Raw genomic sequence first — 26018 nt, 5'->3', positions numbered from 1 at the left:
GGAGGTCGGAGTCGGATGGGTCCCGGGCGTCACGCAAGTTCCGTCGAACGGTTCGATGCGTGACGTCGAAGCGCTTCGACGGAGGAACGTATGTGGCGGCTGTGAAGGCGTCAATGGGTTGCACGGGAACCGTTGAAGCGATTCGACCAGCCGTCCGCGTCAGACGTCTTCGGCGGGGCGGGCGAGCATGATCAGCAGTGCCACCGCGGCCGCCGTGACCGGGACCCCGAACCCCGCCGTGGCCGAGGCGTGTTCCGCCAGCCAGCCGCCGAGGGCGCTGCCGGCGGCTATCCCGCCGAGCAGACCGGTCACCGCGAGGGTCATGCCCTCGTTGACACGGCCCTCAGGGGTGCGTTCCTGGACCAGGGTCATGCCGGTGACCATCGTCGGGGCCGTCGCCATCCCGGCGACCAGCAGCGCGCCCGCCAGGACGAGGAGCGAGCCGGTCAGGGTGACGGCGAGCAGCGGCAGCGTCAGCAGGGTGGTCATGGCGGCGATGCACCACGGGTAGCGGCTCGCCGCGGACCCGGCCGGCCGCACCGCCCCGTACAGCAGGCCCGCCGCGCACGAACCGGCCGCCTGGAGACCGAGCACCGCGCCCGCCGCCGAGGGATGCCCCCGCGCGTCCGCATAGGCGATCGTGACGACCTCCATCGCCCCGAACACCACGCCCATGGCCAGGCACACGGCGAGCAGCGGCGGCATGCCGGCGGCGCGGAACAGGGTCGTGGTCCTAGGCCCTGTCGTCAAATTCCCGCCTGCCCCGCGACGCAATGCACGCTCCCCCACTGCCTCAAGGGCGTGGGAGGGGCCCCCACTCGCCGCACCGGGCGCAGACCCACGTACGCACCTGACGCCGCGGGGCCCGCCCTTCGGGCGGACGACGGGAATGTGACGACAGGGCCTAGCCGGGGACCGCTCCGCGACCGGCGGCTCGGTGGAGCGCTGCGCGGCGAACAGCAGCATGCCCGTCACCAGCAGCACCACGCCCACCAGCGTGCCCGCCTCCGGGAAGAAGGTCCCGCACAGGAAGGCCGCGAGCACCGGGCCCAGCATGAAACAGAGTTCGTCCATGGACTGCTCGAAGGAGTTCGCGGTGTGCAGGGCGTCCGGTTCGGTCTTCAGCAGGTGGGCCCAGCGGGCGCGGGACATGCCGCCGAGGTTGGGGGTCGTGGCGGTGGCGGCGTAGGAGGCGAAGAGGGTCCAGGCGGGGGCGTCGTACCGTACGCACAGCAGCAGCGTGAGCGAGCCGAGGGCCGCGAGCAGCGTCGCGGGTACGGCGATCCGCGCCTGCCCGTACCGGTCGACGAGCCGCGCGGTCCACGGGGCGACCACCGCGGTCGCCGCGAGGCCCGTCGCGGTGACCGCGCCGGCCAGGGCGTACGAGTCCCGGGTACCGGCGATCATGACGACCGCGCTCACGCTGAACATGCCCATGGGCAGGCGGGCCAGCAGGTTGCCGGCGGTGAAGGCGCGGGTGCCGGGGACGGTGAAGAGACGGCGGTAGGGGCCGGGTTCCCCGGCCGTACGGGGGTTGAAGTCGACGGCGACGAGGGTGTCGGCGGTGACCGTGTACAACGGGGGCCTTCTCGGGGTCGGTTGCGGCATGCGGCCACCGTGGCCCGTATCGGATCAAGGGGTCCAACACCTTCTCCGTACCGATCCACGCACTCCTGTTGTGAATACTCCGTACCCATTCGCGCACCCGCGTTGTAGGTTCCCCGGATGCCCGCCCCCGGCCACCACCTCGACCCCCGTCTCCTGCGCGCCTTCCTCGCCGTCGCCGAGGAGCTGCACTTCACGCGGGCCGCGGCCCGGCTCTACGTCGCCCAGCAGGCGCTCAGCCGGGACGTGCGGCGGCTGGAGCGGGACCTCGGGGCCGAGCTGTTCGTACGGTCCACCCGGCAGGTGACGCTGACGGCCGACGGCGAGCGGCTGGTGCCGTACGCGCGCCGTGCGCTCCAGGCGCAGGACGAGCTGCTCGCCGCTTTCGGGCAGGCCAGGCCGCTGCTGGTGGACCTGAACACGCCCGGCCTGGTCACCGGCCGGCGCGTCCTGCACCGGGCCCGGGAACTCGCCCCCGAGCTGGAGCTGATGGCCCGCTACGAGAGCGGGCTGACCTATGCCGCGGGGGAGTTGCTCGCGGGCCGCCTCGACGCCTCCTTCGGGCGGTTCGCCGGCCTCGACCCGGCGCTGCGGTCCGGCCTCGACCACCAGCCCGTGCGCTACGAGCCCATGGCGGTCGTCCTGCCCGAGGACCACCCGCTGGCGGCACTGGAGGCGGTGCCGCTCGCCGCGCTCGCCGGGGAGTGCGTGTACGCGGGCGCGGGCAACCCGCGTACGCCGGAGTGGACGGACCTCGCGCGCCGGCTGTTCGAGGGGCGCGGTATCGAGGTCGCGTCGCCGGCTCCGCTGGCCGTCGGGGACGAGGAGTTCCAGCGGATCATGGCGAAGACGCGGAACCCGATCCTCGTCGTAGTGGATTTTCCGGCCATGCCCGCGACGGTCAGGCGTCCCTTGGTCGACCCCGTGCCGCTGTCACCCGTGTCGCTGGTGTGGCGAAAGGGGCTGGTGCACCCGGGATTTGATGCACTGCGCCGGGCCGCGCTCGAACTCTCGGTCGAGGAGGAGTGGTTGCGGCGGCCTGCCGAGGGATGGGTTCCAGCCAGTGACGTGAACCTGATGAGTGTCCACAATTGAGCACCCTGCACACACACAACCTCCTTGTGCGCTACATTCGTGGTCTGAGCACAGTGTGATAAGGGGGGCGCTCGGACCGGGTGGGGGCTCGGTTCGGCCGACGGGTGCTTGGGTCGTGCGCGCACCCGGAACTGTCCCTGGGGGGATGTGCGTGCACGTGAAGAAGTGGCCGGAAGACGCCCAACCGGAATGGCCCGAGGTCGCAGCGACCGGGGTTCATTCGGCTATGGGGGGCGGCACTCAGGCGTTCCCGGAGACCAACGGAACCGGAATCCCGAGACAAAGCGGAACCTCGGGCGAGGGCGACCGGGCCCCTGCCGACGCCGACGGCACCGCGATATCCCGCAGAGCCGGCCGGGCGTTCCCGGACACCGGCCGGACCGCCGAGACCGACGCCCTCCCGCCCGCCGCCGAGCTGCCGGGCCGCCCGGAGGCCGCCGCCCGGACCGCCGCCGTCCGTGACCCGTGGGACGAGACCGGCACGTCCGGTTCCGGCCACGAGCCGGACGACCACGACCCCACGCACGACCCCACGCACGACCCGCACGAGGTGACGGTCCAACTCGACGGCATAGGCCAGCAGTTGGAGGACCTCCTCGTACGCCAGGCCAAGGGCGGCGGATCCGTCGGCGGTCCGGCCGCCGGCCCGGAAGGCTCCGACGGCCCGGTGTTCGTCGACGAGTCGGGCCGCCGCAGCCGCCGGTACCGCCGGATCGGCATCGCCGTCGGCCTGGCCTGCGCGGTCTACGCCGTCGTCATCGTCGCCACGCTGCTCTCCGGCAACTCCCACGCGCCCTGGCTGCCCGTACCGGGCCAGCAGGACGGCCAGCCGGCCGGCAAGGTCGACACCTCGCCGCTGCCCGCCGAGTCGGCGCCGCCCTCCGGTACGCCCGGCGGCCTGCCGGAACCCACCCCGACGGCCGGCACCGGCACGGCCCCGGTCCCGAGCACCGGCGCCACCGCGCCCGGCGCCAGCCCCGGGACGGGCACGTCCGCCGACCCCTCGCCGAGCCCGACGGCACCCGCCACGCGCCCGGGCACCGGGGCGACCCCGCCCGACCCGACGCCGACGACGGACCCGCCGGTCACCAGTGAGCCGCCCGACCCGACGCCGACGGACACCGGACCCACGGCCACCCCGACCGAGACCACAGGAGTCGGCGACCCCGGCACCGGCACGGTGGCCGACGGCCCCAGCGACCCGACCCCGATCACCACGGAGCCGGACGGCACGGGAGCCGCGCCCGCGCCTTCCTCGGAGCCCGTCCTCTGAGAGGCGGCGCTGCGAGGTCCTCTTCGCGGGGGGCCTCGCAGCGCATCCCGATTCCCGGTGCACGCCCGCTCGTGTGCACGTCCTCCCGATGCACATCCACCCGATGGCATCCCCGTCCCCGGAGCACAACCTCTGATGGCAACCCGCACCCGCCGTCCCGGGGCCGCGACCGGCGCCGCCGTCGGCTCCCGGCGCCGCCGCCTGCCCATGCGTCTGCTGCTGCCCGTGCTGTTCCTCGCCGCGCTGATGGCGATGCTGATGCTGCGCGGCTATGTGCACAGCGAGATCCTCGCGGACCACCGCGTCCAGGCCGAGTCGTCCGCCGACCAGGTGCCCGAGGAGATCATCAAGGGCGGCCCGGTCATCGACACCCGCACCGGCCGCACCACCAGCCTGAAACTGGCCGACCGGCACATGGTCCTCACCTTCGACGACGGCCCGGACCCGACCTGGACCCCCAAGGTCCTGGACGTCCTCAAGGAGCACGACGCGCACGCCGTCTTCTTCGTCACCGGCACCATGACCTCGCGCTATCCGGACCTGGTCCGGCGCATGGTCGACGAGGGCCACGAGATCGGTCTGCACACCTTCAACCACCCCGACCTCTCCCTCCAGTCGAGGGAGCGCATCGACTGGGAGCTGTCCCAGAACCAGTTGGCGATCACCGGCGCCGCCGGCATCCGCACCTCGCTGTTCCGGCCGCCGTACTCCTCGTTCGCCTCCTCCATGGACAACAAGTCCTGGCCGGTCACCCAGTACATCGGCACCCGCGGCTACATCACCGTCGTCACCAGCGTCGACAGCCAGGACTGGCGCAAGCCCGGCGCCGACCGGATCATCCGCAACGTCACGCCCAAGGGCGGCAAGGGCGCGGTCGTCCTGATGCACGACTCCGGCGGCGACCGCCACCAGACGGTCGAGGCGCTGGACCGGTTCCTGCCGCAGATGAAGGCCAAGGGCTACGCGTTCGACAGCCTCACCGAGGCCCTCGACGCCCCCAGCGCGCACACCCGGGTGGCCGGTGTCGACCTGTGGAAGGGCAAGGCGTGGGTCTTCCTCGTCCAGGCCTCGGACAACATCACGGCCGTCCTGGTGGTCGGCCTCGCGATCATCGGCTTCCTGGTCATCGCCCGCTTCGGCCTGATGCTGCTGCTCTCCGCCCTGCATGCCCGCCGGGTGCGCCGCCGCGACTTCCGCTGGGGGCCGACGGTCACCGAACCGGTGTCGGTGCTGGTCCCGGCGTACAACGAGGCCAAGTGCATCGAGAACACCGTCCGTTCCCTGGTGGCCAGTGACCACCCCGTCGAGGTCATCGTCGTCGACGACGGCTCCAGCGACGGCACGGCCCGCATCGTGGAGAACCTGAACCTGCCCGGCGTCCGCGTCGTCCGCCAGCTCAACGCGGGCAAGCCCGCCGCCCTCAACCGGGGCGTGGCGAACGCCCGGTACGACCTCGTCGTGATGATGGACGGCGACACCGTCTTCGAACCGTCCACCGTCCGCGAACTCGTCCAGCCCTTCGGTGACCCCCGCGTCGGCGCGGTCGCCGGCAACGCGAAGGTCGGCAACAAGGACACCCTCATCGGTGCCTGGCAGCACATCGAGTACGTGATGGGCTTCAACCTCGACCGCCGTATGTACGACGTCCTGCAGTGCATGCCCACCATCCCGGGCGCCGTCGGAGCCTTCCGCCGCAGCGCCCTGGAACGCGTCGGCGGCATGAGCGACGACACGCTCGCCGAGGACACCGACATCACCATGGCCATCCACCGCGACGGCTGGAAGGTCGTCTACGCCGAGAACGCCCGCGCCTGGACCGAGGCCCCGGAGTCCGTCCAGCAGCTGTGGTCCCAGCGCTACCGGTGGTCGTACGGCACCATGCAGGCGATCTGGAAACACCGCCGTGCCGTCTTCGACCGGGGCCCCTCGGGCCGCTTCGGCCGGGTCGGGCTCCCGCTGGTGTCCCTCTTCATGGTGCTGGCCCCGCTGCTCGCGCCGCTGATCGACGTCTTCCTCATCTACGGCCTGGTCTTCGGCCCCACCGGGAAGACGATCCTGGCCTGGTTCGGCGTCCTCGCCATCCAGCTGGCCTGCGCGACCTACGCCTTCATCCTGGACCGCGAACGGCTGACCCCGCTGATCTCGCTGCCCCTGCAGCAGATCCTCTACCGCCAGCTGATGTACGTCGTCCTGCTCCAGTCCTGGATCACCGCCCTCACCGGCGGCCGGCTGCGCTGGCAGAAGCTGCGGCGCATGGGCGGGGTGTCGGCCCCGCCGAACGTGCCCGCGCAGGGCCGGCAGGTCACGGAAAAGAGGCCGGTGGGATGAGTACCGCACCCGTACAGCCCGTCACACGGGACGAGCCCAAGGCCCCCGAGAGGGCGGCCCCCGTCCGCGACCGCTACTTCGACCTCCTGAGGGCCCTCGCCCTCTTCCGGGTCGTCCTCTACCACCTCATGGGCTGGGCCTGGCTCCCGCTCGTGTTCCCGTCGATGGGCGTGATGTTCGCGCTCGCCGGCAACCTCATGGCCCGCTCCCTGGGCAGCCGCCCGGCCCTGACGGTCGTACGCGGCCGGATGCGCCGCCTGCTGCCCCCGCTGTGGCTGCTGGGCGCGATCGGCGTGACCGGCATGGTCGCGCAGGGCTGGGGGCCGAACGACGACGGACACCCCGGCTGGTGGTGGCTCCACCTCACCTACTGGATCCTGCCGCTGAGTGACCCGCCGTACGCCGAGGGCCTGTCCGGGGTGCACGGCATCCTCAGCGAGGACTGGGCCGTGGACCTGGCCGGACCTCTCTGGTACATCCGCGCCTACCTCTGGTTCGTGCTGCTGTCCCCGTTCCTCCTGAGGGCCCTGCGCGCGCTGCCCTGGGCGACGCTCGTGTCGCCGATCGTCCTGGCGGCGGCCTTCGAGTTCGGCTACCTCACCCTGCCCGGGGAGCGGTTCCCGTCGGCGCTGACCGACTTCAGCACCTTCGGCGCCTGCTGGATCCTGGGCCTGGCCCACCAGGAGGGCCTCCTGCGGCGGATCCCCGGCTACATCGTCCCCTCGGTCGCACCGGTGATCGCCTGCCTGGGCCTCTGGTACGCCCTGGCCCACGGCTTCGAGACCGGCCACGACCTCGACGCCATCCCCTTCGCCCAGTCCCTGTGGTCCTTCGCCACGGTGATGCTGCTCCTGCACATCAGCCCGTCCTGGTCGGAGTGGCCGAGCCGACTGCGCCGCTGGGCACGGCCGATCACCCTCCTCAACTCCCGCGCGGTGACGATCTACCTCTGGCACAACACGTGCATCCTCATCGCCGCCACCCTCTGGGACCACCTGTGGAGCGTCGACACCCTCTCGGAGAACGCCCCCGGGCTCCTGGAGAGCCCCTGGCCGGTCCTGGTGTTCGTCTGGATCCTCATCGGCGGGTGCGTCGTGGCCTTCGGGTGGGCGGAGGACCTGGCGGCGAAACGCCGGCCGCAGCTGTGGCCGGACGGGGCGAGGCGGAGACGGAAGCACTGAGACCCGGTGCCGGTCGGCAGCAGGCCCCGTGCCGACGACCGGCACCGGGTCGGCGGCGCTCGACCCAGTGGACCGTCCGGGCCGCCTCGCGCCGGGGCATCTGAACCCTCCGGTTCGGGAGACCGGCTCTGGGCGGGATGTCCCGGCGACTCGGCAGGCAGGACAGCCACCGGTGACCGGCGTTCCGGCCTGCCCGTGTTCGCTCACATATGAACCGAGTCACATGAGGTTCCGAAACCTCTCATCCCGCCTCCACTCTTGGTGAGAGCAAAGTTCCCTTCCGGTCACGGTGTGCCACAGGGCGGAAACGCGCCCTCCCTACCTTCGGGACTCAGCCACTCCCTAAGAACCACCCGAGCCCCGGAGCACCGTGGAGGCGTCATGACAGCCCCTAGCACAGCCCCCGCACCCCCGAGCAGGGGCGGCCGCTGGATCCAGCAGTGGGATCCGGAGGACGAGACCTTCTGGAAGGAAACCGGAGAGAAGGTCGCCCGCCGCAACCTGATCTTCTCCGTCCTTTCCGAGCACATCGGGTTCTCGATCTGGACCATGTGGTCCGTGCTGGTGCTCTTCATGGGCCCGGAGTACGGGCTCACCCCGGCCGACAAGTTCCTGCTGACCTCGATGGTGACGCTGGTCGGCGCCGTCGTCCGCGTCCCCTACACCTTCGCCGTCGCGATCTTCGGCGGACGGAACTGGACGATCGTCTCGGCCGCCCTCCTCCTCATCCCCACCGTCGCCGCCTTCACCGTGATGGAGCCGGGGACGTCCTTCAACACCTTCCTGCTGGTCGGCCTGCTGGCCGGTGTCGGCGGCGGCAACTTCGCGTCGTCGATGACCAACATCAACGCGTTCTTCCCGCTCCGTAAGAAGGGCTGGGCGCTCGGCCTCAACGCCGGCGGCGGCAACATCGGCGTGCCGGTGCTCCAGCTGGTCGGACTCGCCGTCATCGGTGCCAGCGGCGGTCCGCGGGTGCTGCTCGGGATCTACATCCCGTTCATCGTCGTCGCCGCCGTCCTCGCCGCGCTCTTCATGGACAACATCGAGAACGTGAAGAACGACACCGGCGCCGCCAAGGACGCCGCGAAGGACGCGCACACCTGGATCATGTCCTTCCTCTACATCGGCACCTTCGGTTCCTTCATCGGATACAGCTTCGCCTTCGGCCAGGTGCTGACCAACCAGTTCGGCCGGACCCCGCTGGAGGCGGCGTACGTCACCTTCATCGGCCCGCTGCTCGGCTCCTTGATCCGGCCTCTCGGCGGGTGGCTCGCCGACAAGTACGGCGGCGCGAAGATCACGCTGTACAACTACGTCGCCATGGGCGCGGCGACCGCCGTCCTCATCGCCGCCAGCATGGAGAAGTCGCTGGCCCTGTTCACCGTCGCGTTCGTGGTGCTGTTCGTCCTCACCGGCCTCGGCAACGGCTCGACGTTCAAGATGATCCCCGGCATCTTCCAGACGAAGGCCGTGGCCAAGGGCCTCGAGGGAGAAGCCGCCGCCGCCTACGGGCGTCGTCTCTCCGGTGCCTCCATGGGTCTGATCGGCGCGGTCGGCGCGCTCGGCGGCGTCGGCATCAACCTCGCCTTCCGGCAGTCCTTCATCTCCTACGGCTCCGGCACCGGCGCCTTCGTCGCCTTCCTCGCCTTCTACGCCGCCTGCTTCGTGGTCACCTGGGCCGTATACCTTCGCCGCTCGGCGTCCCGGTCGCAGGCCACGAGCTCGGCCTCCGAGGCGAAGCCGCAGCTCAGCTACGCGGAGGTGTGACGTAACACCAGCGACATGAAGCCGAACCGAGCCTGTCACGAGCCGTTGACAGGCTCGGTCGGCATGAAGGTGCCACATCTGGTGGCAGGTGCGACGACTCGAGTGCGGGAACGAGAGTTATGTACGAGGTACAGCGACCGGACCATGGACCCCTCGCCGGGTTCACCGTGGGAGTGACGGCCGCACGCCGGGCCGACGAGCTGGGCGCGCTGCTCCAGAGGCGCGGAGCCGCTGTTCTGCATGCCCCTGCCCTGCGCATCGTGCCACTTTCCGACGACAGTGAACTGCTGGCGGCGACCAAGGAGGTCATCGACCAGACCCCGGACATCGTGGTCGCCACGACCGCGATCGGCTTCCGGGGCTGGATCGAGGCCGCCGACGGCTGGGGGCTCGGCGAGACCCTGCTCGACCGGCTGCGCGAGGTCGAGATCCTCGCGCGCGGTCCCAAGGTCAAGGGCTCGATCCGGGCGGCCGGCCTCAACGAGGAGTGGTCGCCGTCGTCCGAGTCCATGGCGGAGGTCCTCGACCGGCTCCTGGAGGAGGGCGTCGACGGCCGCCGTATCGCCGTACAGCTGCACGGCGAGCCGCTGCCCGGCTTCGTGGAGTCGCTGCGGGCCGCGGGAGCCGAGGTCCTGGGCGTCCCCGTGTACCGGTGGATGCCCCCGGAGGACATCGGGCCGGTGGACCGTCTCCTGGACGCGGCCGTCTCGCGCGGCCTGGACGCGGTCACCTTCACCAGCGCACCCGCCGCCGCCTCCCTGCTCTCCCGCGCCGAGGACCGCCGGCTGCTGCCCGAGCTGCTCGCCGCCCTCAACCACGACGTCCTGCCGGCCTGCGTCGGCCCGGTCACCGCGCTGCCGCTCCAGGCCCAGGGCATCGACACGGTCCAGCCCGAACGCTTCCGGCTCGGCCCCCTCGTCCAGCTCCTGTGCCAGGAGATGCCCGGCCGGGCGCGCTCCCTGCCGATCGCCGGGCACCGGGTGGAGATCCGCGGCCACGCGGTCCTGGTCGACGGCGACCTCAAGCCCGTCCCGCCGGCCGGCATGTCCCTCATGCGCGCCCTGTCCCGCCGCCCCGGCTGGGTGGTGGCCCGCTCCGAACTGCTCCGGGCCCTGCCGGGCGCGGGCCGCGACGAGCACGCGGTCGAGACGGCGATGGCCCGCCTGCGTACGGCCCTGGGCGCGCCGAAGCTGATCCAGACGGTCGTCAAGCGCGGCTACCGGCTGGCCCTGGACCCGTCCGCCGACACGAAGTACGGCGACGCGTAGGGCCTGTCCGGCGGATCAGGTCGTAGGCAGCTGGACGCACCAGACCCGCGTCGGCGGCATGATCCGTCGGACAGGCCCGAGGTGTGCTGTCCCGGCACGTCGGTGACACGCGGCACGGACGAGCGCGTCCGCACAGCACGAGCACCCCGGCCGGGAACCCCGGCGCCACCGTCGACATCGCCGCCCGTACCCGCGACCGTGGCCGCGCCCGGCGCGCCTCCGGCGGTGCCGTTCCGCCGGGTGGGCCCGCCTACCGCCGGTACGAGGGGTTCCGGCCGCAGGAGCGGGCAGGCACTGTAAGAGGGAACGGTTCCTCACCGGGGCGACCCCAAGGCGGTGACAGGCACATGGCATTGGGTACGGCCACGGCCGCGTACGAGCTGCGGTTCGATGCGGGGCGGATCTGCCTGGACCTCCTCGCGACCACCCATCCCGACGAACGCCTCGACTCCGTCGCGGTGCTGCGCGCCTGGATCGCCGGGTCGGGACTCGTCCCGGCGGGCACCGGGCTGGCGCACGCCGACGCGTCCTGGCTCGTCGGCTTCCGTGAACTGCGTGAACGTATCGGCCAGTTGGTGCCCGGCGGGCTCGCGCCCCAAGGTCTGCCCTACGATCTCGCGCTCGCCCGCGTCAATGAGATCGCCCGCGCCGCGCCGCCCGCTCCGCGTGCCGTGACCTGCGAAGACGGCACGCTGGTGCGCGAGTTGGACAGCCCGCCCGAGTGCGCCGCGCTGCTCGGTGCCGTCGCGCGGGACGTCGTGGAGCTGCTCACGGATCCGGTCGCGCGGGCCGGGCTGCGGCAGTGCGAAGGGGACAACTGCCCGATCGTCTACCTGGATACGTCACGGGGTCGCAGGAGGCGCTGGTGCTCCAGTGAGGTCTGCGGGAACCGGGAGCGGGTGGCCCGGCATCGGCGTCGGGCGGCGGTCACCCGCGCCTGAGTGACCGTTATGTTCCTTCTGTGGAGCGGCTGTCGAAGTGATTTCGATTACACGCCGTTTACCTTCGGCGGCCCGCGGGCAGTCGGCGTGATCTTGCCTTTGTGGCGGAAATGTAAAGATCGCGCGGTAGGAATGTGCGCTCATGTCCGGCCTCGTCACGTCACCCACGAGAAAACTGTCACCCCACGTTGAACATCCAACTCCCCGCGTCCGTACCCGTGGACGAGCGACCGACTGGGGGAACCCCCGGACATCGGAGGTGGGCGTGCGCAAGGATTCCGTCGTGGCCAATGAACGTGGATCGAGGGCCCGACATCGCATGTCCCAGCCCTCGGAACCTGATGAGGAGCTCATGCGTGCGCTCTACAGAGAACACGCCGGACCCCTGCTCGCCTATGTGCTCCGCCTTGTCGCGGGAGACCGGCAACGTGCCGAGGACGTCGTGCAGGAGACGCTCATCCGTGCCTGGAAGAACGCCGGCCAGCTCAATCGAGCGACCGGATCGGTACGCCCCTGGCTGGTGACGGTCGCCCGGCGCATCGTCATCGACGGCCACCGCAGCCGGCAGGCCCGGCCGCAGGAGGTCGATCCGTCGCCGCTGGAGGTCATCCCCGCGGAGGACGAGATCGACAAGGCGCTGTGGCTGATGACGTTGTCCGACGCGCTCGACGACCTGACCCCGGCTCACCGGGAGGTGCTCGTCGAGACGTACTTCAAGGGGCGTACCGTCAATGAAGCGGCTGAGACGCTTGGTATACCGAGTGGAACCGTGCGTTCCAGGGTCTTCTATGCCCTGCGGTCGATGAAGCTGGCACTGGAGGAGCGGGGGGTGACGGCGTGATGAGTGTGTACGGGGGAAACCAGGGATTCGGTACGGGTGGTGCGGGTATGTCTGGCCCCATGATGGGATCTCCGGGTCCGAACGAGCACGAGACCGTCGGCGCCTACGCCCTCGGCATCCTCGACGACGCCGAAGCAACCGCTTTCGAGGCCCATCTCGCCACCTGCGAATGGTGCGCCCAGCAGCTCGACGAGCTCGCCGGCATGGAACCGATGCTCGCCGCCCTCGCGGACCTGCCCGGCTCCGGCACACCCGCCATCGGTGAGTCGCTGTCCGCCAAGCCCAGCCCGCGGGTCGTGAACAAGCTCGTCGACGAGGTCGCCGAGCGCCGCGCCCGCAAGCGCCGCAAGAGCTTCTACATGGTGGCGGCCGCGGCCGCGCTGATCGTCGGCGGCCCGATCGCCGCGACGGCCGCGACCGGCGGCGACTCGAGCGGTGGCGGCGCCAAGGAGGGCGTGATCCTCTCGGCGACCCCGGCCAAGGACCTGTTCAACAACATCGACGACAAGGTCTCGGCGACGGACCCGTCGACGGGCGTGAGCGCGACTGTGGCCCTGGCGAAGAAGGACTGGGGCACCGAGTCCGTCCTGGAGCTCAAGAACGTCAAAGGCCCGCTCAAGTGCTCCCTGATCTTCATCGGCGAGAACGGCGAACGGGTGACGGCCTCCAACTGGTCCGTTCCGGCCTGGGGCTACGGCCTCGCGGACGGCAAGACCGAAAAGTCCAAGAACCCGCTCTACATCGTCGGCGGCGCGTCCTTCGCCCCGGACGAGATGAAGGGATTCGAGGTCATGTCGCTCGACGGAGACGTGCTCGTCAAGGGCAACGTGTGATCCACTGGGCGCGCACATAGCTTCTCGGGGCCCCCTTCGCGTACGGTTGACGGCTGCCCAGCACGTCAGAAGGGGGCCCGGTGGCCGCTCAGGCTCAGCAGGAAACCGCGGTCGACTCGGTTCAGGACTCCACGCACGATTCCGTGCGCGACCGAGAGATCAGCGTCGAACAGGAACACCTCGACCGGGTGTACCAGCGCCTTGAGGAGAAGATCCACGAGGCCGAGTTCCTCATGAACGACGCGGCCAAGCGTGGCCAGGTCGGTACGCCCGGCGCGCTCGCCGAGCGGGATGCGCAGGTCTTCCGGGCGGGCATCCACCTCAACCGGTTGAACAACGAGTTCGAGGACTTCCTCTTCGGCCGTATCGACCTGCTCCCCGGCAAGGACGGCGAGAAGGGGCCGGACGGCGCCTACACCGCCGTGGATCCGGCGGAGGGCGCGGTCCGCCCGGACAACACCGCCGACATCGCCGAGACGCTGCACATCGGCCGCATCGGCGTCCTCGACCAGGACTACGCCCCGCTGGTCATCGACTGGCGGGCGCCCGCCGCCGCCCCGTTCTACCGCTCCACCCCGGTCGACCCGGGGCGGGTCGTCCGTCGCCGCGTCATCCGCTCCAAGGGGCGCCGGGTGCTCGGCGTCGAGGACGACCTGATGCGCCCCGAGCTGAAGGCCCTCCTCGACGGCCGGGAACTGCCCGTGATCGGCGACGGTGCCCTGATGGCCGCTCTCGGTCAGGCCCGCACCCACACCATGCGGGACATCGTGGCGTCCATCCAGGCCGAGCAGGACATGGTGATCCGCGCCCCCGCCGCCTCCGTGACGTATGTCGAGGGCGGCCCGGGCACGGGCAAGACGGCCGTCGCCCTGCACCGGGCCGCGTACCTGCTCTACCAGGACCGGCGGCGGTACGCGGGCGGCATCCTGATCGTCTCCCCGACCCCGCTGCTCGTGGCGTACACCGAGGGCGTCCTGCCCTCCCTCGGGGAGGAGGGCCAGGTCGCCATCCGCGCGATCGGCTCGCTCGTCGACGGGGCGGAGGCCACGCTGTACGACGCGCCGGCGGTGGCCCGGGCCAAGGGGTCGTACCGCATGCTCAAGGTCCTGCGGAAGGCGGCGCGGGGCGCCCTGGAGGCGGGCTCGGGCAGCGCCCCGCGCGCGGACGCCCCCGCCGGACAGCTCACCCTCGACGACCCGGACCCGGGGCCGCAGGCCCCCACGGGCCCGCCCACCCGGCTCCGCGTGGTCGCCTTCGGGCGCCGCCTGGAGCTGGAGGCCGGCGAGCTGGACCGCATCCGCCAGAACGTGCTCAGCGGCACCGTACCAGTGAATATGCTGCGCCCGCGCGCCCGCAAGCTGCTCCTGGACGCCCTGTGGTCGCGGTCCGGCGCGGGCGGCCGGCACACCGACCCGGAGCTGGCCGCCGAGCTGCGCTCCTCCTTCGACGAGGACGTCAGCGCCGAGGACAGCTTCATCGAGTTCCTGGACGCGTGGTGGCCGGAGCTGACCCCGAAGGCCGTCCTCGACGCCATGGCCGACGAGCGGCGCCTGGGCCGCTGGGCCCGGCGGATCCTGAACCCCGGCGAGGTACGCAGGGTCGCCCGCTCCCTCAGACGCGACGGCCTCTCCGTCCACGACATCGCGATGCTGGACGAGCTCCAGTCGATCCTCGGCACCCCGGCCCGCCCCCGCCGCAGGCGCGAGGCCGACCCGCTCGACCTGCTCACCGGCCTCGAGGAGCTGATGCCGGTCCGCGAGGAGTCGCAGCGCGAGCGGGCCGAGCGGCTCGCCCAGGAGCGCGTCGAGTACGCCCACGTCATCGTCGACGAGGCCCAGGACCTCACGCCGATGCAGTGGCGCATGATCGGCCGCCGCGGTCGGCACGCCACCTGGACGGTCGTCGGCGACCCCGCCCAGTCGTCCTGGTCCGACCCCGACGAGGCGGCCGAGGCCCGCGACGAGGCCCTCGGCAGCCGCCCGCGCCGCCGCTTCCAGCTGACCGTGAACTACCGCAACCCGGCCGAGATCGCCGAGCTGGCCGCGAAGGTGCTGGCGCTGGCGATGCCGGGCGCCGAGTCCCCGTCGGCGGTGCGCTCCACCGGAGTACAGCCACGCTTCGCGGCCGTACCCGCACGGGAATCCCTCGCGAAGACCGTCCGGGCCGAGGCCGCCCGGCTGCTCGACCTCGTCGACGGCACGGTCGGCGTCGTCGTCGCCATGAACCGCCGCGAAGAGGCCAGGCGGTGGCTCGCCGGGCTCGGCGACCGGGTCGTGGCGCTCGGCAGCCTGGAGGCGAAGGGCCTGGAGTACGACGCGACGGTCGTCGTCTCCCCGGCGGAGATCGCGGACGAGTCACCGGCCGGGCTGCGGGTGCTGTACGTGGCACTGACCCGGGCGACGCAGCAGCTCACGGTGGTGTCGGCGGAGCGGGACGCGCCGGACGCCGACGGAGTTCCGGACCTGCTCAGAGACTGATCCGGAGGAACTCTCGGGACGAATCGGGAGGTGCCGGCGCAAAGCGCCGTCGTTGAGGGGTGGCGGTCGGGCGACGGGAGGGACTTACGGGATCCGTTTGTTAGCCTGGGTGTGGCACCGGCCCGATCCAAGCCCCCGGGCCCAACCTTCGTCGCTACGAGCGACCACTTGCCGCGAGGCGAGCATGGCGGGTCGGTGCCACTGAACGATGGAGAGGCCCACGTCACCACGTGACGTGGGTCTCTTTCATGTCCCCGGGCCCGCGAACACAACGTTCGCAATCCCACCCGGCTAACGCCTACTCGACGGTAGGTGCGACGATCGGACGGCATCCAGCGCACAGGTGAAAGCAGAGGAAGTCGGCCATGGCAACGGCGCCCAGCGTCTCCTACTCGATGACGGTCCGGCTGGAGGTGCCCGCGAGCGGAACCGCGGTCTCCCAGCTCACCGGGGCCGTCGAGTCCCACGGAGGCTCGGTCACCGGCCTCGACGTCACCGCGTCCGGACACGAGAAGCTCCGGATCGACGTCACCATCGCGGCCACCTCCACCGCGCACGCCGACGAGATCGTCGAGCAGCTGCGCGACATCGAGGGCGTCACGCTCGGCAAGGTCTCGGACCGTACGTTCCTCATGCACCTCGGCGGCAAGATCGAGATGCAGTCCAAGCATCCGATCCGCAACCGTGACGACCTCTCGATGATCTACACGCCGGGTGTCGCCCGCGTCTGCATGGCCATCGCCGAGAACCCCGAGGACGCCCGCCGCCTCACCATCAAGCGCAACACCGTTGCGGTCGTGACCGACGGCTCGGCGGTCCTGGGCCTTGGCAACATCGGCCCGATGGCCGCCATGCCGGTCATGGAGGGCAAGGCGGCCCTCTTCAAGCGCTTCGCCGACATCGACGCCTGGCCGCTGTGCCTGGACACCCAGGACACCGACGAGATCGTCGCGATCGTCAAGGCGATCGCCCCCGGCTTCGCCGGCATCAACCTCGAGGACATCTCCGCGCCCCGCTGCTTCGAGATCGAGGCCCGGCTGCGCGAGGCCCTCGACATCCCCGTCTTCCACGACGACCAGCACGGCACCGCGATCGTCGTCCTCGCCGCCCTGACGAACGCCCTGCGTGTGGCGGGCAAGGCGATCGAGAACATCCGGGTCGTCATGTCCGGTGCGGGCGCGGCCGGTACGGCCATTCTCAAGCTGCTGATCGCCGCGGGCGTGAAGAACTCCGTCGTCGCCGACATCCACGGCGTCGTGCACGCCGGCCGCGAGGACCTCGTCGACGCCGCCGCGGACTCGCCGCTGCGCTGGATCGCCGACAACACCAACCCCGAGGGCCTGACGGGCACGCTGAAGGAGGCCGTGCAGGGCGCGGACGTCTTCATCGGCGTATCGGCACCCAACGTGCTGGACGGCGACGACGTGGCCGGCATGGCCGACGACGCGATCGTCTTCGCGCTCGCGAACCCCGACCCCGAGGTCGACCCGGCGATCGCCCGCCAGACGGCCGCGGTCGTCGCCACCGGCCGCAGCGACTTCCCGAACCAGATCAACAACGTGCTGGTCTTCCCGGGTGTCTTCCGCGGTCTGCTGGACGCGCAGTCCCGCACGGTGAACACCGAGATGATGATCGCGGCGGCGAAGGCCCTCGCGGACGTGGTGACCGAGGACGAGCTGAACGCGAACTACATCATCCCGAGCGTCTTCAACGAGAAGGTCGCGGGCGCGGTCGCCGGGGCGGTGCGGGAGGCCGCGAAGGCGGCGGGCGCGGCCTCGTAGCCGCCAGGGATCCCGCGCGGGTGCGGGCCCGGTTGTGAGGATTGCCACGGCAGGCCTGACACCGGCGCGTCGTGGAACCCGGCCCTCTTGGCCGACGTTTATCGTGTCGGCCAGGCTCAGCCCTCTTTTCGTGTGACTCCCAAGGGTGTTCTCACGACTCCTGGGGGTGCCGGATTGGCTTTCCCGCCGCAGGTAGGGGCAGGATGCGTCTCTGGGCGCGAGGGTCCGGCGACGGACCCGGGTCCCGGTAGTGTCCGAGGGCCCTGGCAGCATCGACTTCGCTGTGCCCAATGTGCGGCTCCGCCGCGTGGCACGCCTCAACAGCAAGAAGAACACGGGAGTAACAACATGAACCGCAGTGAGCTGGTGGCCGCGCTGGCCGACCGCGCCGAGGTCACCCGCAAGGACGCCGACGCCGTTCTGGCCGCGTTCGCCGAGACCGTCGGTGAGATCGTCGCCAAGGGCGACGAGAAGGTCACCATCCCCGGCTTCCTGACCTTCGAGCGCACCCACCGTGCCGCTCGCACCGCGCGCAACCCGCAGACCGGCGACCCGATCCAGATCCCGGCCGGCTACAGCGTGAAGGTCTCCGCCGGCAGCAAGCTCAAGGAAGCCGCCAAGGGCAAGTAAGCCTTCGCGTACGCGACGGGACTTGCGTACGGGGCTCAGCAACGCGAATGGGGCGGCCACCCGGTGAGGGTGGCCGCCCCATCGTCGTACACGCGAATGTACGGGCGCTGTGTCTGTCCGGGGGCGACCCCCGGACCCTCGGCCGGGGCCGGTGCTGCTCCGGGCCGGGGTTGCCGGGCTGTGGTCAGCCGAGTGCCTTGCCCGGGAGTTCCACCTTGGCTCCCAGCGCCACCAGCTTCTCCATGCTGTGTCTGCCCGGGGGCAACCCCCGGACCCCCGGCCGGGGCCGGTGCTGCTCCGGGCCGGGGTGATCGGGCTGTGGTCAGCCGAGTGCCTTGCCCGGGAGTTCCACCTTGGCTCCCAGGGCCACGAGCTTCTCCATGAAGTTCTCGTAACCCCGGTTGATGAGGTCGATGCCGTGGACGCGGGACGTGCCCTGGGCTGCCAGGGCCGCGATGAGGTACGAGAACCCGCCGCGGAGGTCGGGGATGACCAGATCGGCGCCCTGGAGGCGGGTGGGGCCGGAGACGACCGCGGAGTGCAGGAAGTTGCGCTGGCCGAAGCGGCAGTTGGAGGCGCCCAGGCACTCGCGGTACAGCTGGATGTGCGCGCCCATCTGGTTCAGCGCGGAGGTGAAGCCGAGGCGGGACTCGTAGACCGTCTCGTGGATGATGGACAGGCCCGTGGCCTGGGTCAGGGCCACCACCAGCGGCTGCTGCCAGTCCGTCTGGAAGCCGGGGTGCACGTCCGTTTCGAGGGCGATGGACTTCAACTGGCCGCCCGGGTGCCAGAAGCGGATGCCCTCGTCGTCGATCTGGAAGGCGCCGCCCACCTTCCGGTAGGTGTTGAGGAACGTCATCATCGAGCGCTGCTGGGCGCCGTGGACGTAGATGTTGCCCTCGGTCGCCAGCGCCGCGGACGCCCACGAGGCGGCCTCCAGGCGGTCCGGGAGGGCGCGGTGGTTGTAGCCGCCGAGCCGGTCCACGCCGGTGACGCGGATGGTGCGGTCGGTGTCCATCGCGATGATGGCGCCCATCTTCTGCAGGACGCAGATGAGGTCCTCGATCTCCGGCTCCACGGCCGCGTTCGAGAGCTCGGTGACACCCTCGGCGAGGACGGCCGTCAGCAGGACCTGTTCGGTCGCGCCGACGGACGGGTACGGCAGCCGGATCTTCGTACCCCGCAGGCGCCGCGGCGCCTCCAGGAACTGACCGTCCGCCCGCTTCTCGATCGTCGCACCGAACTGCCGCAGCACCTCGAAGTGGAAGTCGATGGGCCGGCCGCCGATGTCGCAGCCGCCGAGACCGGGGATGAACGCGTGCCCGAGGCGGTGCAACAGCGGGCCGCAGAGGAGGATCGGGATACGGCTCGACCCCGCGTGGGCATCGATGTCGGCGACGTTCGCACTCTCCACGTGCGTCGGATCCATCACCAGCTCGCCCGGCTCCTCACCCGGACGGACCGTCACCCCGTGCAGTTGCAGCAGTCCTCGTACGACACGCACGTCACGGATGTCCGGAACATTGCGCAGTCGACTCGGCTCGCTGCCCAGCAGGGCGGCGACCATGGCCTTGGGTACGAGGTTCTTCGCACCGCGGACACGGATCTCGCCCTCCAGCGGGGTTCCGCCGTGGACAAGCAGTACGTCGTCATTGCCGTTGACGGTCATGTATCTCGCGTTCCGATGAGGGGGGGGCAGGGGCCAGGAGGGAAAGGGTAATCGCCACGCACCCCCCTTCTGTAAGCCCAAGGACGGTCCAGGACCGTCATAGCTGTGTCACAACACGAACCGTTCCCTGCCGGGCACATGGGGTCACCGGCGCAAGGCGTGCGCGTGCGGCGCACCGTTGCGCCCTGAGCTGCATTCACTCGCGAACCCGCATTGCCTCCCCGCGCATGGGGAAGATGCGGGATCATGTCTGGCATGACCGAGGTGTCCTCGCTCACAGGGCGGTTGCTCGTGGCAACGCCCGCCCTGGCGGACCCGAACTTCGACCGCGCGGTGGTGCTCCTTCTCGACCACGACGAGGAGGGCTCCCTCGGTGTCGTCCTCAACCGCCCGACCCCGGTGGACGTGAAGGACATCCTGGAGGGCTGGGCGGAGCTCGCCGGCGAACCCGGGGTGGTCTTCCAGGGCGGCCCGGTCTCCCTGGACTCGGCCCTCGGGGTCGCCGTCATCCCGGGCGGGGCGTCCGTCGACGGGGCCCCGCTGGGCTGGCGCCGGGTGCACGGCGCGATCGGTCTGGTCGACCTGGAGGCCCCGCCGGAACTGCTCGCCTCGGCGCTGGGCAGCCTGCGGATCTTCGCCGGGTACGCCGGCTGGGGCCCGGGCCAGCTGGAGGACGAGCTGGTGGAGGGCGCCTGGTACGTCGTCGAGTCCGAACCCGGCGACGTCTCCTCCCCGGCCCCGGAAAGACTCTGGCGCGAGGTCCTGCGCCGCCAGCGCAACGATCTCGCGATGGTGGCAACGTATCCGGACGACCCTTCGCTCAACTGATGCGTGTGAGCTTCAGTACCCTGGCTGTTATGAGCACTCTTGAGCCTGAGCCCCAGCCGCAGCGAGGTACTGGGACGGGAACCCTCGTAGAGCCGGCGCCGCAGGTGTCCCACGGCGACGGCGACCACGAGCGCTTCGCCCACTACGTCCAGAAGGACAAGATCATGGCGAGCGCCCTCGACGGCACCCCCGTCGTGGCGCTGTGCGGCAAGGTCTGGGTGCCGGGCCGCGACCCGAAGAAGTACCCGGTGTGTCCCATGTGCAAGGAGATCTACGAGTCCATGGGCGCCGGTGGAGACGACGACAAGGGCAAGGGCGGCGACAAGTAGTCCCTCCCGGCCGGTCCCGCCGGTCCGGCCGGGGTAGTGCTTCCGGCCGTGACAGTCCTTTCCGGCCGAGGTCCGTGTGGCCCCCGAGGCGCGTTTTGGTGCGCCTCGGGGGCCTTTGTCATGTTCTGTCGTTGCACGGGGTGCGTCACCTGGTCACAGAGTGGTTGAGACCTCTTGTCGGCATGTTCATGTAGTCCCTAGCCTCCGTTGTGTTGTGCAGAGCGAAACCGTCATTGCATATGCTGCAACGCTCGGAGGAATCAGTCCATGAAGCTCTCGCCCCGACTCCCCGCTCTTCTCCTGGCCGCTCTCGTCGTCACGGCCTGCGCCCCCCAGACGTCCGACAACGCCTCCTCCGACAAGGACGAGCAGACCGGCACCCTGCGCGTCTGGCTCTTCCAGGAGGTCGGCAACGACCCGAAGCAGAAGGTCGTCGACTCCGTCGTCGCCGCCTTCGAGAAGGCCCACAAGGGCACCGAGGTCGACGTCGAGTACATCCCGATCGACACCCGCGCCCAGCGCGTCAAGGCCGCCTTCAACGACCCGAAGTCCGCTCCCGACGTCATGGAGTACGGCAACACCGACACGGCCGGCTATGTGAAGGACGGCGGACTCCTCGACGTCACCAAGGAGTTCGGCGACTGGAGCGAGGCCAAGGACACCGACCCCACCGCGAAGCAGTCGGTCACCGTGGACGGCAAGCTCTACGGCGCGCCCTTCTACGTCGGCGTCCGCGCCCTGTACTACCGCACCGACGTCTTCGACGAACTCGGACTCGAACTCCCGAAGACCATGGCCGAACTCGCCTCCACCGCCCGCGAGATCCGCGCGGCCAGACCCGACCTGTACGGCCTCGTCGTCGGCGGCGCCTACATGTACGGCGCGATGCCCTTCGTCTGGGCCAACGGCGGCGAGATCGCCACCGGCAAGGGCGGGTCGTACGCCTCCGCCATCGACAGCGCGGCCGCCCAGAAGGGCATCAAGGCGTACACGTCCCTCTTCGGCGACGACAACTGTCCCGCCGCCAAGTGCGCCGGGATGGGCGGCAACGACACCATCACCGCGTTCGCCGCGGGCAAGGCGGCCATGGCGATCGGCGGCGACTTCAGCCACACCGCCGTCGAGGCCGGGAAGGTGAAGGGCAAGTACGCGGTGGTGCCGCTGCCCGGTGTCACCTCGGGCTCGATCGCCCCGGCGTTCGCCGGCGGCAACAACATCGGCGTACTGAAGAGCACCTCGCACCGCACGCTCGCCGTCGAGCTGATGGAACAGCTCGCCTCGAAGAAGACGCAGACCGAGCTCTTCGACGCGATGGGCTTCCTGCCCACCTTCGCGGACGTACGCCAGCAGGTCGCGGCGAAGGAGCCGTTCGTGAAGCCCTTCGTGCAGACCCTCACCTCCGGCACCAAGTTCGTCCCCGCCTCCCCGGCCTGGTCGCAGATCGACTCCTCGCTGGTCCTGCCGACCATGTTCCAGGAGGTCATCAGCGGCAAGAAGGACGTGGCGGCGGCCTCGAAGGACGCGGCGACCAAGATGAACGACGCGTTCGGCTCCGCCGGGTGACGCCGGTGCCTGAGAGCTCGGGGCTTGCGGATCGTTGGCGGCTGCGGGTTGTCGGTGGCTGGTCGCGCAGTTCCTCGCGCCCCTGGGGGCGTATAAGTACACCCTGGCTGTATCTCACCCCTGCTCTCGTTGTCCTCGGTGGGCTGCTCGTCTACCCCATCTACCAGCTCGGCCTGATCTCCTTCTTCCAGTACACCCAGGCCCAGGTCAGCGGCGGCGAACCGACCACTTTCGAGGGATTCGGCAACTACGCCGAACTGTTCGGGGACGAGCAGTTCTGGCAGGTGCTGCTGGCGACGGTTCTCTTCGCTGCGGCCTGTGTCGTGTCGACGCTGGCGGTCGGCTGCGCGCTCGCCGTACTGCTCACCCGCGTGCGGGCCCTGCCCCGGCTCGTCCTGATGCTGGCCGCGCTGGGCGCCTGGGCGACCCCGGCCGTCACCGGCTCCACGGTGTGGCTGCTCCTCTTCGACCCGGACTTCGGGCCCGTGAACCGGGTCCTGGGGCTCGGCGACCACTCGTGGACGTACGGCCGCTACAGCGCCTTCTTCCTCGTCCTGCTCGAAGTGGTGTGGTGCTCCTTCCCGTTCGTCATGGTCACGGTGTACGCCGGTATCCGCGCCGTCCCGAGCGAGGTGCTGGAGGCCGCCGCCCTGGACGGTGCCTCGCAGTGGCGCATCTGGCGCTCGGTCCTCGCGCCGATGCTCCGGCCGATCCTGACCGTCGTCACCATCCAGTCGGTCATCTGGGACTTCAAGGTCTTCACCCAGATCTACGTCATGACGAACGGCGGCGGCATCGCCGGCCAGAACCTCGTCCTGAACGTGTACGCCTACCAGCAGGCCTTCGCGTCATCGAAGTACAGCCTCGGCTCCGCGATCGGCGTGGTGATGCTGCTGCTCCTGCTCGCCGCCACGCTCGTGTACCTGCGGCTGCTGCGCCGGCAGGGGGAGGAACTGTGAATCTTCTACGTCTGAGAGTGCAGCGCCCGTGGCGGCTGGCCGCCGAGGCCTCGGCGCTGCTGATCGCGGTCGTCGTCGCCTTCCCCCTCTACTGGATGGTGCTCAGCGCCTTCAAACCGGCCGGGGAGATCGAGTCGTCCGAGCCCCGGCCCTGGACGCTCGCGCCCTCCCTGGACTCCTTCCGGCGGGTCTTCGGACAGCAGGAATTCGGCCGTTACTTCCTCAACAGCCTGGTCGTGGCGTGCACGGTCGTGATCGTCTCGGCGCTGATCGCGTTTCTCGCGGCGACCGCCGTGACGCGATTCCGGTTCCGCTTCCGGACCACCTTGCTGATCATGTTTCTGGTGGCGCAGATGGTGCCCGTGGAGGCCCTGACGATCCCCTTGTTCTTCCTCATGCGGGACTTCGGGCAGCTGAACACACTGGGCGCGCTGATCCTGCCGCACATCGCCTTCTCGCTGCCCTTCGCGATCTGGATGCTGCGCGGTTTCGTGAAAGCCGTACCGGAGGCGCTGGAGGAGGCCGCGTACATCGACGGGGCGAGCCGTGCGCGATTCCTGTGGCAGATCCTTTTCCCGCTGGTCTTCCCCGGCCTTGTGGCCACCAGCGTGTTTTCCTTCATCTCGGCCTGGAACGACTTCCTGTTCGCCAAGTCCTTCATCATCAGCGACACCTCGCAGTCGACCCTGCCGATGGCGCTGCTCGTCTTCTACAAGCCGGACGACCCGGACTGGGGTGGTGTGATGGCCGCCTCCACGGTGATGACCATTCCGGTACTGATCTTCTTCGTACTCGTACAGCGACGACTGGTCTCCGGGCTGGGCGGAGCGGTTAAGGACTGACGTGACTTTGACGACGGGATTGATTCCGGCGCCCGCGACGTGGAGGGACATCGACTCGGCGGGCGGTTTCGTGATCGACGAGGCCACCGTGATCGACGCCGGTCCCGGTACCGAGGCGACCGCCCGCTGGCTGCGCGGCGTGCTCGGTGCAGCGACGGGGCTCGCGCTGCCGCCCGGCGCGGGAGACGACGGCGAGCCCGTCCGGCTGCGCGTCCAGCCCGAGGACGCCGGCCACCTCGGCCCGGAGGGCTACAAGCTGTACGTCAACGGGGACGACATCACCATCCACGGCGGCGGACCGGCCGGGGTGTTCTGGGGCGCGCAGACGCTCCGTCAGCTGCTCGGTCCCGATGCCTTCCGGCGGGCTTCCGTTGCCCCCGGCCGGCAGTGGCTCGTACCCGCCACATTCGTCGAGGACACCCCCCGCTTCCGCTGGCGCGGCCTGATGCTCGACGTGGCCCGGCACTTCATGCCGAAGGATGGGGTCCTGCGCTACCTCGACCTGATGGCGGCGCACAAACTCAACGTCTTCCACTTCCACTTGACGGACGACCAGGGCTGGCGCGTCGAGATCAAGCGGTACCCGAAGCTGACGGAGACCGGCTCCTGGCGGGCGCGGACGAAATTCGGTCACCGGGCCTCACCGCTGTGGGAGGAGAAGCCGCACGGCGGCTACTACACCCAGGACGACATCCGGGAGATCGTCGCCTACGCCGCCGAGCGGCATATCACCGTCGTCCCCGAAATCGACGTACCCGGCCACTCGCAGGCGGCCATCGCCGCGTACCCGGAACTCGGCAACACCGACGTCATCGACACGACCTCCCTCTCGGTCTGGGACAGCTGGGGCGTCTCTCTGAACGTACTCGCACCCACTGACAACACCCTTCGCTTCTACGAGGGGGTGTTCGAGGAACTGCTGGAGCTGTTCCCTTCCGAGTTCATTCACATCGGCGGCGACGAATGCGCCAAGGAGCAGTGGCGGGAGTCGCCCTTCGTCCAGGCCCGTATCGAGGAACTCGGACTCGCGGACGAGGACGAGTTGCAGTCCTGGTTCATCGGACACTTCGACACGTGGCTCTCCGCGCGCGGGCGCAGGCTCATCGGCTGGGACGAGATCCTGGAGGGTGGTCTCGCGGACGGGGCGGCGGTTTCCTCGTGGCGTGGGTACCAGGGCGGGATCGCCGCCGCGCGGGCCGGACACGACGTCGTCATGTGCCCCGAGCAGCAGGTGTACCTGGACCACCGGCAGCACGCGGGTGCGGACGAGCCGGTCCCCATCGGCTACGTCCGCACTCTGGAGGACGTCTATCGGTTCGAGCCCGTTCCACCGGAGTTGACGCCCGAGGAGGCCGGGCACGTGCTCGGCGCGCAGGCCAACGTGTGGACCGAGGTGATGGAGGACCAAGGGCGTGTGGACTACCAGACCTTCCCCCGGCTGGCGGCCTTCGCGGAGGTGGCCTGGAGTCCCCTGGCCGCCCCGGCGGCACGGGACTTCGCCGACTTCGAGCGGCGGATGGCCGTCCACTACCGGCGACTTGACGCCCTGGGGGTCGGCTACCGGCCGCCGGCGGGGCCCCTGCCGTGGCAGCGGCGGCCCGGTGTGCTCGGCCGGCCGATCGACGGACCGCCCCCGAACAGGTAAGGGAGAAAACCCGCAAGAGTTACCGAAGAGTGTCAATCAGTACGCACCGGTGATGCCGTGCGAAAACGGACCATCTCCCTGGTGAGGTGGGCGAATGCCTCCTAGCGGACCCCCGCGCTCGGGTCCTGCGAAGATGTGCCAGAGTTGCCACGTCCGCCCTGTC

20 protein-coding genes are annotated in these 26018 nt (G+C 70.3%); 18 read left to right on the top strand and 2 right to left on the bottom strand.

The window, feature by feature from the left end; translation table 11 throughout:
- Nucleotides 1-159: 159 nt before the first annotated feature.
- Nucleotides 160-1608, bottom strand: coding sequence for an MFS transporter (locus AC5P09_RS11970; RefSeq protein ID WP_493873831.1), 1449 nt, complete (start codon nucleotides 1606-1608; stop codon nucleotides 160-162).
- A gap of 117 nt (nucleotides 1609-1725) precedes the next feature.
- On the opposite strand from AC5P09_RS11970, the gene AC5P09_RS11965 reads away from it, so the two are divergent.
- The 12 genes from AC5P09_RS11965 (at nucleotide 1726) to AC5P09_RS11910 (ending at nucleotide 18020) form a co-directional block, all read left to right on the top strand.
- Nucleotides 1726-2700, top strand: a complete 975-nt coding sequence (locus AC5P09_RS11965; RefSeq protein WP_493873830.1) for a LysR family transcriptional regulator — start codon at nucleotides 1726-1728, stop codon at nucleotides 2698-2700.
- Nucleotides 2701-2926: 226 nt separating this feature from the next.
- On the top strand, nucleotides 2927-3973 hold the full coding sequence (locus tag AC5P09_RS11960) for a hypothetical protein (protein ID WP_493873829.1): 1047 nt from the start codon (nucleotides 2927-2929) through the stop codon (nucleotides 3971-3973).
- Between the two features lie 135 nt (nucleotides 3974-4108).
- Nucleotides 4109-6301 carry a bifunctional polysaccharide deacetylase/glycosyltransferase family 2 protein gene (locus AC5P09_RS11955; protein ID WP_493873828.1) on the top strand — a complete coding sequence of 731 codons (2193 nt, stop codon included), beginning with the start codon at nucleotides 4109-4111 and terminating at the stop codon, nucleotides 6299-6301.
- Complete coding sequence (locus AC5P09_RS11950) at nucleotides 6298-7482, top strand: acyltransferase family protein (RefSeq protein WP_493873827.1); 1185 nt, start codon at nucleotides 6298-6300, stop codon at nucleotides 7480-7482. The genes AC5P09_RS11955 and AC5P09_RS11950 overlap by 4 nt, the downstream gene beginning before the upstream one ends.
- A gap of 381 nt (nucleotides 7483-7863) precedes the next feature.
- Entirely contained in the window at nucleotides 7864-9249 is a 1386-nt protein-coding gene (locus tag AC5P09_RS11945) for a nitrate/nitrite transporter (protein ID WP_493873826.1), read from the top strand.
- Between the two features lie 119 nt (nucleotides 9250-9368).
- Nucleotides 9369-10517, top strand: coding sequence for a uroporphyrinogen-III synthase (locus AC5P09_RS11940; RefSeq protein WP_493873825.1), 1149 nt, complete (start codon nucleotides 9369-9371; stop codon nucleotides 10515-10517).
- A 347-nt stretch (nucleotides 10518-10864) separates the two neighbouring features.
- Nucleotides 10865-11458: a CGNR zinc finger domain-containing protein gene (locus AC5P09_RS11935; RefSeq protein WP_493873824.1), complete on the top strand. Its 594-nt coding sequence runs from the start codon at nucleotides 10865-10867 to the stop codon at nucleotides 11456-11458.
- Nucleotides 11459-11777: 319 nt separating this feature from the next.
- Nucleotides 11778-12299, top strand: a complete 522-nt coding sequence (locus AC5P09_RS11930; protein ID WP_010039908.1) for a sigma-70 family RNA polymerase sigma factor — start codon at nucleotides 11778-11780, stop codon at nucleotides 12297-12299.
- A complete protein-coding gene (locus tag AC5P09_RS11925; RefSeq protein ID WP_493873823.1) occupies nucleotides 12299-13132 on the top strand; it encodes an anti-sigma factor family protein in 834 nt (277 codons plus the stop codon). The genes AC5P09_RS11930 and AC5P09_RS11925 overlap by 1 nt, the downstream gene beginning before the upstream one ends.
- Before the next feature lie 80 nt (nucleotides 13133-13212).
- Nucleotides 13213-15609, top strand: coding sequence for a HelD family protein (locus tag AC5P09_RS11920; RefSeq protein WP_493873822.1), 2397 nt, complete (start codon nucleotides 13213-13215; stop codon nucleotides 15607-15609).
- 365 nt (nucleotides 15610-15974) lie between these two features.
- The gene (locus AC5P09_RS11915) at nucleotides 15975-17390 is read left to right on the top strand and encodes an NAD-dependent malic enzyme (RefSeq protein WP_493873821.1); all 1416 of its coding nucleotides are present in this window, start codon (nucleotides 15975-15977) and stop codon (nucleotides 17388-17390) included.
- A 348-nt stretch (nucleotides 17391-17738) separates the two neighbouring features.
- Nucleotides 17739-18020 carry an HU family DNA-binding protein gene (locus AC5P09_RS11910; protein WP_007382399.1) on the top strand — a complete coding sequence of 94 codons (282 nt, stop codon included), beginning with the start codon at nucleotides 17739-17741 and terminating at the stop codon, nucleotides 18018-18020.
- Between the two features lie 322 nt (nucleotides 18021-18342).
- On the opposite strand, the gene murA is transcribed toward AC5P09_RS11910, so the two are convergent.
- Nucleotides 18343-19689 carry a UDP-N-acetylglucosamine 1-carboxyvinyltransferase gene (murA, locus tag AC5P09_RS11905; RefSeq protein WP_266438854.1) on the bottom strand — a complete coding sequence of 449 codons (1347 nt, stop codon included), beginning with the start codon at nucleotides 19687-19689 and terminating at the stop codon, nucleotides 18343-18345.
- 255 nt (nucleotides 19690-19944) lie between these two features.
- Here murA and AC5P09_RS11900 point away from each other — a divergent pair, with 255 nt between their 5' ends.
- The 6 genes from AC5P09_RS11900 to AC5P09_RS11875 all read left to right on the top strand — a co-directional run bounded on the left by AC5P09_RS11900 (nucleotide 19945) and on the right by AC5P09_RS11875 (nucleotide 25855).
- Nucleotides 19945-20517, top strand: coding sequence for a YqgE/AlgH family protein (locus tag AC5P09_RS11900; RefSeq protein WP_493873820.1), 573 nt, complete (start codon nucleotides 19945-19947; stop codon nucleotides 20515-20517).
- Nucleotides 20518-20546: 29 nt separating this feature from the next.
- Nucleotides 20547-20846 carry a DUF3039 domain-containing protein gene (locus AC5P09_RS11895; protein ID WP_266438861.1) on the top strand — a complete coding sequence of 100 codons (300 nt, stop codon included), beginning with the start codon at nucleotides 20547-20549 and terminating at the stop codon, nucleotides 20844-20846.
- A 267-nt stretch (nucleotides 20847-21113) separates the two neighbouring features.
- Nucleotides 21114-22409, top strand: a complete 1296-nt coding sequence (locus AC5P09_RS11890; RefSeq protein ID WP_493873819.1) for an extracellular solute-binding protein — start codon at nucleotides 21114-21116, stop codon at nucleotides 22407-22409.
- A gap of 41 nt (nucleotides 22410-22450) precedes the next feature.
- Nucleotides 22451-23368 carry a carbohydrate ABC transporter permease gene (locus AC5P09_RS11885; RefSeq protein WP_493873873.1) on the top strand — a complete coding sequence of 306 codons (918 nt, stop codon included), beginning with the start codon at nucleotides 22451-22453 and terminating at the stop codon, nucleotides 23366-23368.
- Nucleotides 23365-24210, top strand: coding sequence for a carbohydrate ABC transporter permease (locus AC5P09_RS11880; protein ID WP_493873818.1), 846 nt, complete (start codon nucleotides 23365-23367; stop codon nucleotides 24208-24210). The genes AC5P09_RS11885 and AC5P09_RS11880 overlap by 4 nt, the downstream gene beginning before the upstream one ends.
- Before the next feature lies 1 nt (nucleotide 24211).
- Complete coding sequence (locus tag AC5P09_RS11875; protein WP_493873817.1) at nucleotides 24212-25855, top strand: beta-N-acetylhexosaminidase; 1644 nt, start codon at nucleotides 24212-24214, stop codon at nucleotides 25853-25855.
- Nucleotides 25856-26018 lie beyond the last annotated feature (163 nt).

This window comes from Streptomyces sp. a15, from assembly GCF_059026085.1.
This window is presented reverse-complemented; position numbering and strand designations above follow the sequence as displayed.

Bases quoted from the DNA above. Each gene is read 5' to 3' on its own strand.
- AC5P09_RS11930 (WP_010039908.1), top strand. From the start codon at position 11,778: ATGTCCCAGCCCTCGGAACCTGATGAGGAGCTCATGCGTGCGCTCTAC.
- AC5P09_RS11955 (WP_493873828.1), top strand. From the start codon at position 4,109: ATGGCAACCCGCACCCGCCGTCCCGGGGCCGCGACCGGCGCCGCCGTC.
- AC5P09_RS11950 (WP_493873827.1), top strand. From the start codon at position 6,298: ATGAGTACCGCACCCGTACAGCCCGTCACACGGGACGAGCCCAAGGCC.
- AC5P09_RS11935 (WP_493873824.1), top strand. From the start codon at position 10,865: ATGGCATTGGGTACGGCCACGGCCGCGTACGAGCTGCGGTTCGATGCG.
- AC5P09_RS11960 (WP_493873829.1), top strand. From the start codon at position 2,927: ATGGGGGGCGGCACTCAGGCGTTCCCGGAGACCAACGGAACCGGAATC.
- AC5P09_RS11910 (WP_007382399.1), top strand. From the start codon at position 17,739: ATGAACCGCAGTGAGCTGGTGGCCGCGCTGGCCGACCGCGCCGAGGTC.
- AC5P09_RS11925 (WP_493873823.1), top strand. From the start codon at position 12,299: ATGAGTGTGTACGGGGGAAACCAGGGATTCGGTACGGGTGGTGCGGGT.
- murA (WP_266438854.1), bottom strand. From the start codon at position 19,689: ATGACCGTCAACGGCAATGACGACGTACTGCTTGTCCACGGCGGAACC.
- AC5P09_RS11970 (WP_493873831.1), bottom strand. From the start codon at position 1,608: ATGCCGCAACCGACCCCGAGAAGGCCCCCGTTGTACACGGTCACCGCC.
- AC5P09_RS11915 (WP_493873821.1), top strand. From the start codon at position 15,975: ATGGCAACGGCGCCCAGCGTCTCCTACTCGATGACGGTCCGGCTGGAG.
- AC5P09_RS11895 (WP_266438861.1), top strand. From the start codon at position 20,547: ATGAGCACTCTTGAGCCTGAGCCCCAGCCGCAGCGAGGTACTGGGACG.
- AC5P09_RS11900 (WP_493873820.1), top strand. From the start codon at position 19,945: ATGACCGAGGTGTCCTCGCTCACAGGGCGGTTGCTCGTGGCAACGCCC.
- AC5P09_RS11940 (WP_493873825.1), top strand. From the start codon at position 9,369: ATGTACGAGGTACAGCGACCGGACCATGGACCCCTCGCCGGGTTCACC.
- AC5P09_RS11965 (WP_493873830.1), top strand. From the start codon at position 1,726: ATGCCCGCCCCCGGCCACCACCTCGACCCCCGTCTCCTGCGCGCCTTC.
- AC5P09_RS11890 (WP_493873819.1), top strand. From the start codon at position 21,114: ATGAAGCTCTCGCCCCGACTCCCCGCTCTTCTCCTGGCCGCTCTCGTC.
- AC5P09_RS11945 (WP_493873826.1), top strand. From the start codon at position 7,864: ATGACAGCCCCTAGCACAGCCCCCGCACCCCCGAGCAGGGGCGGCCGC.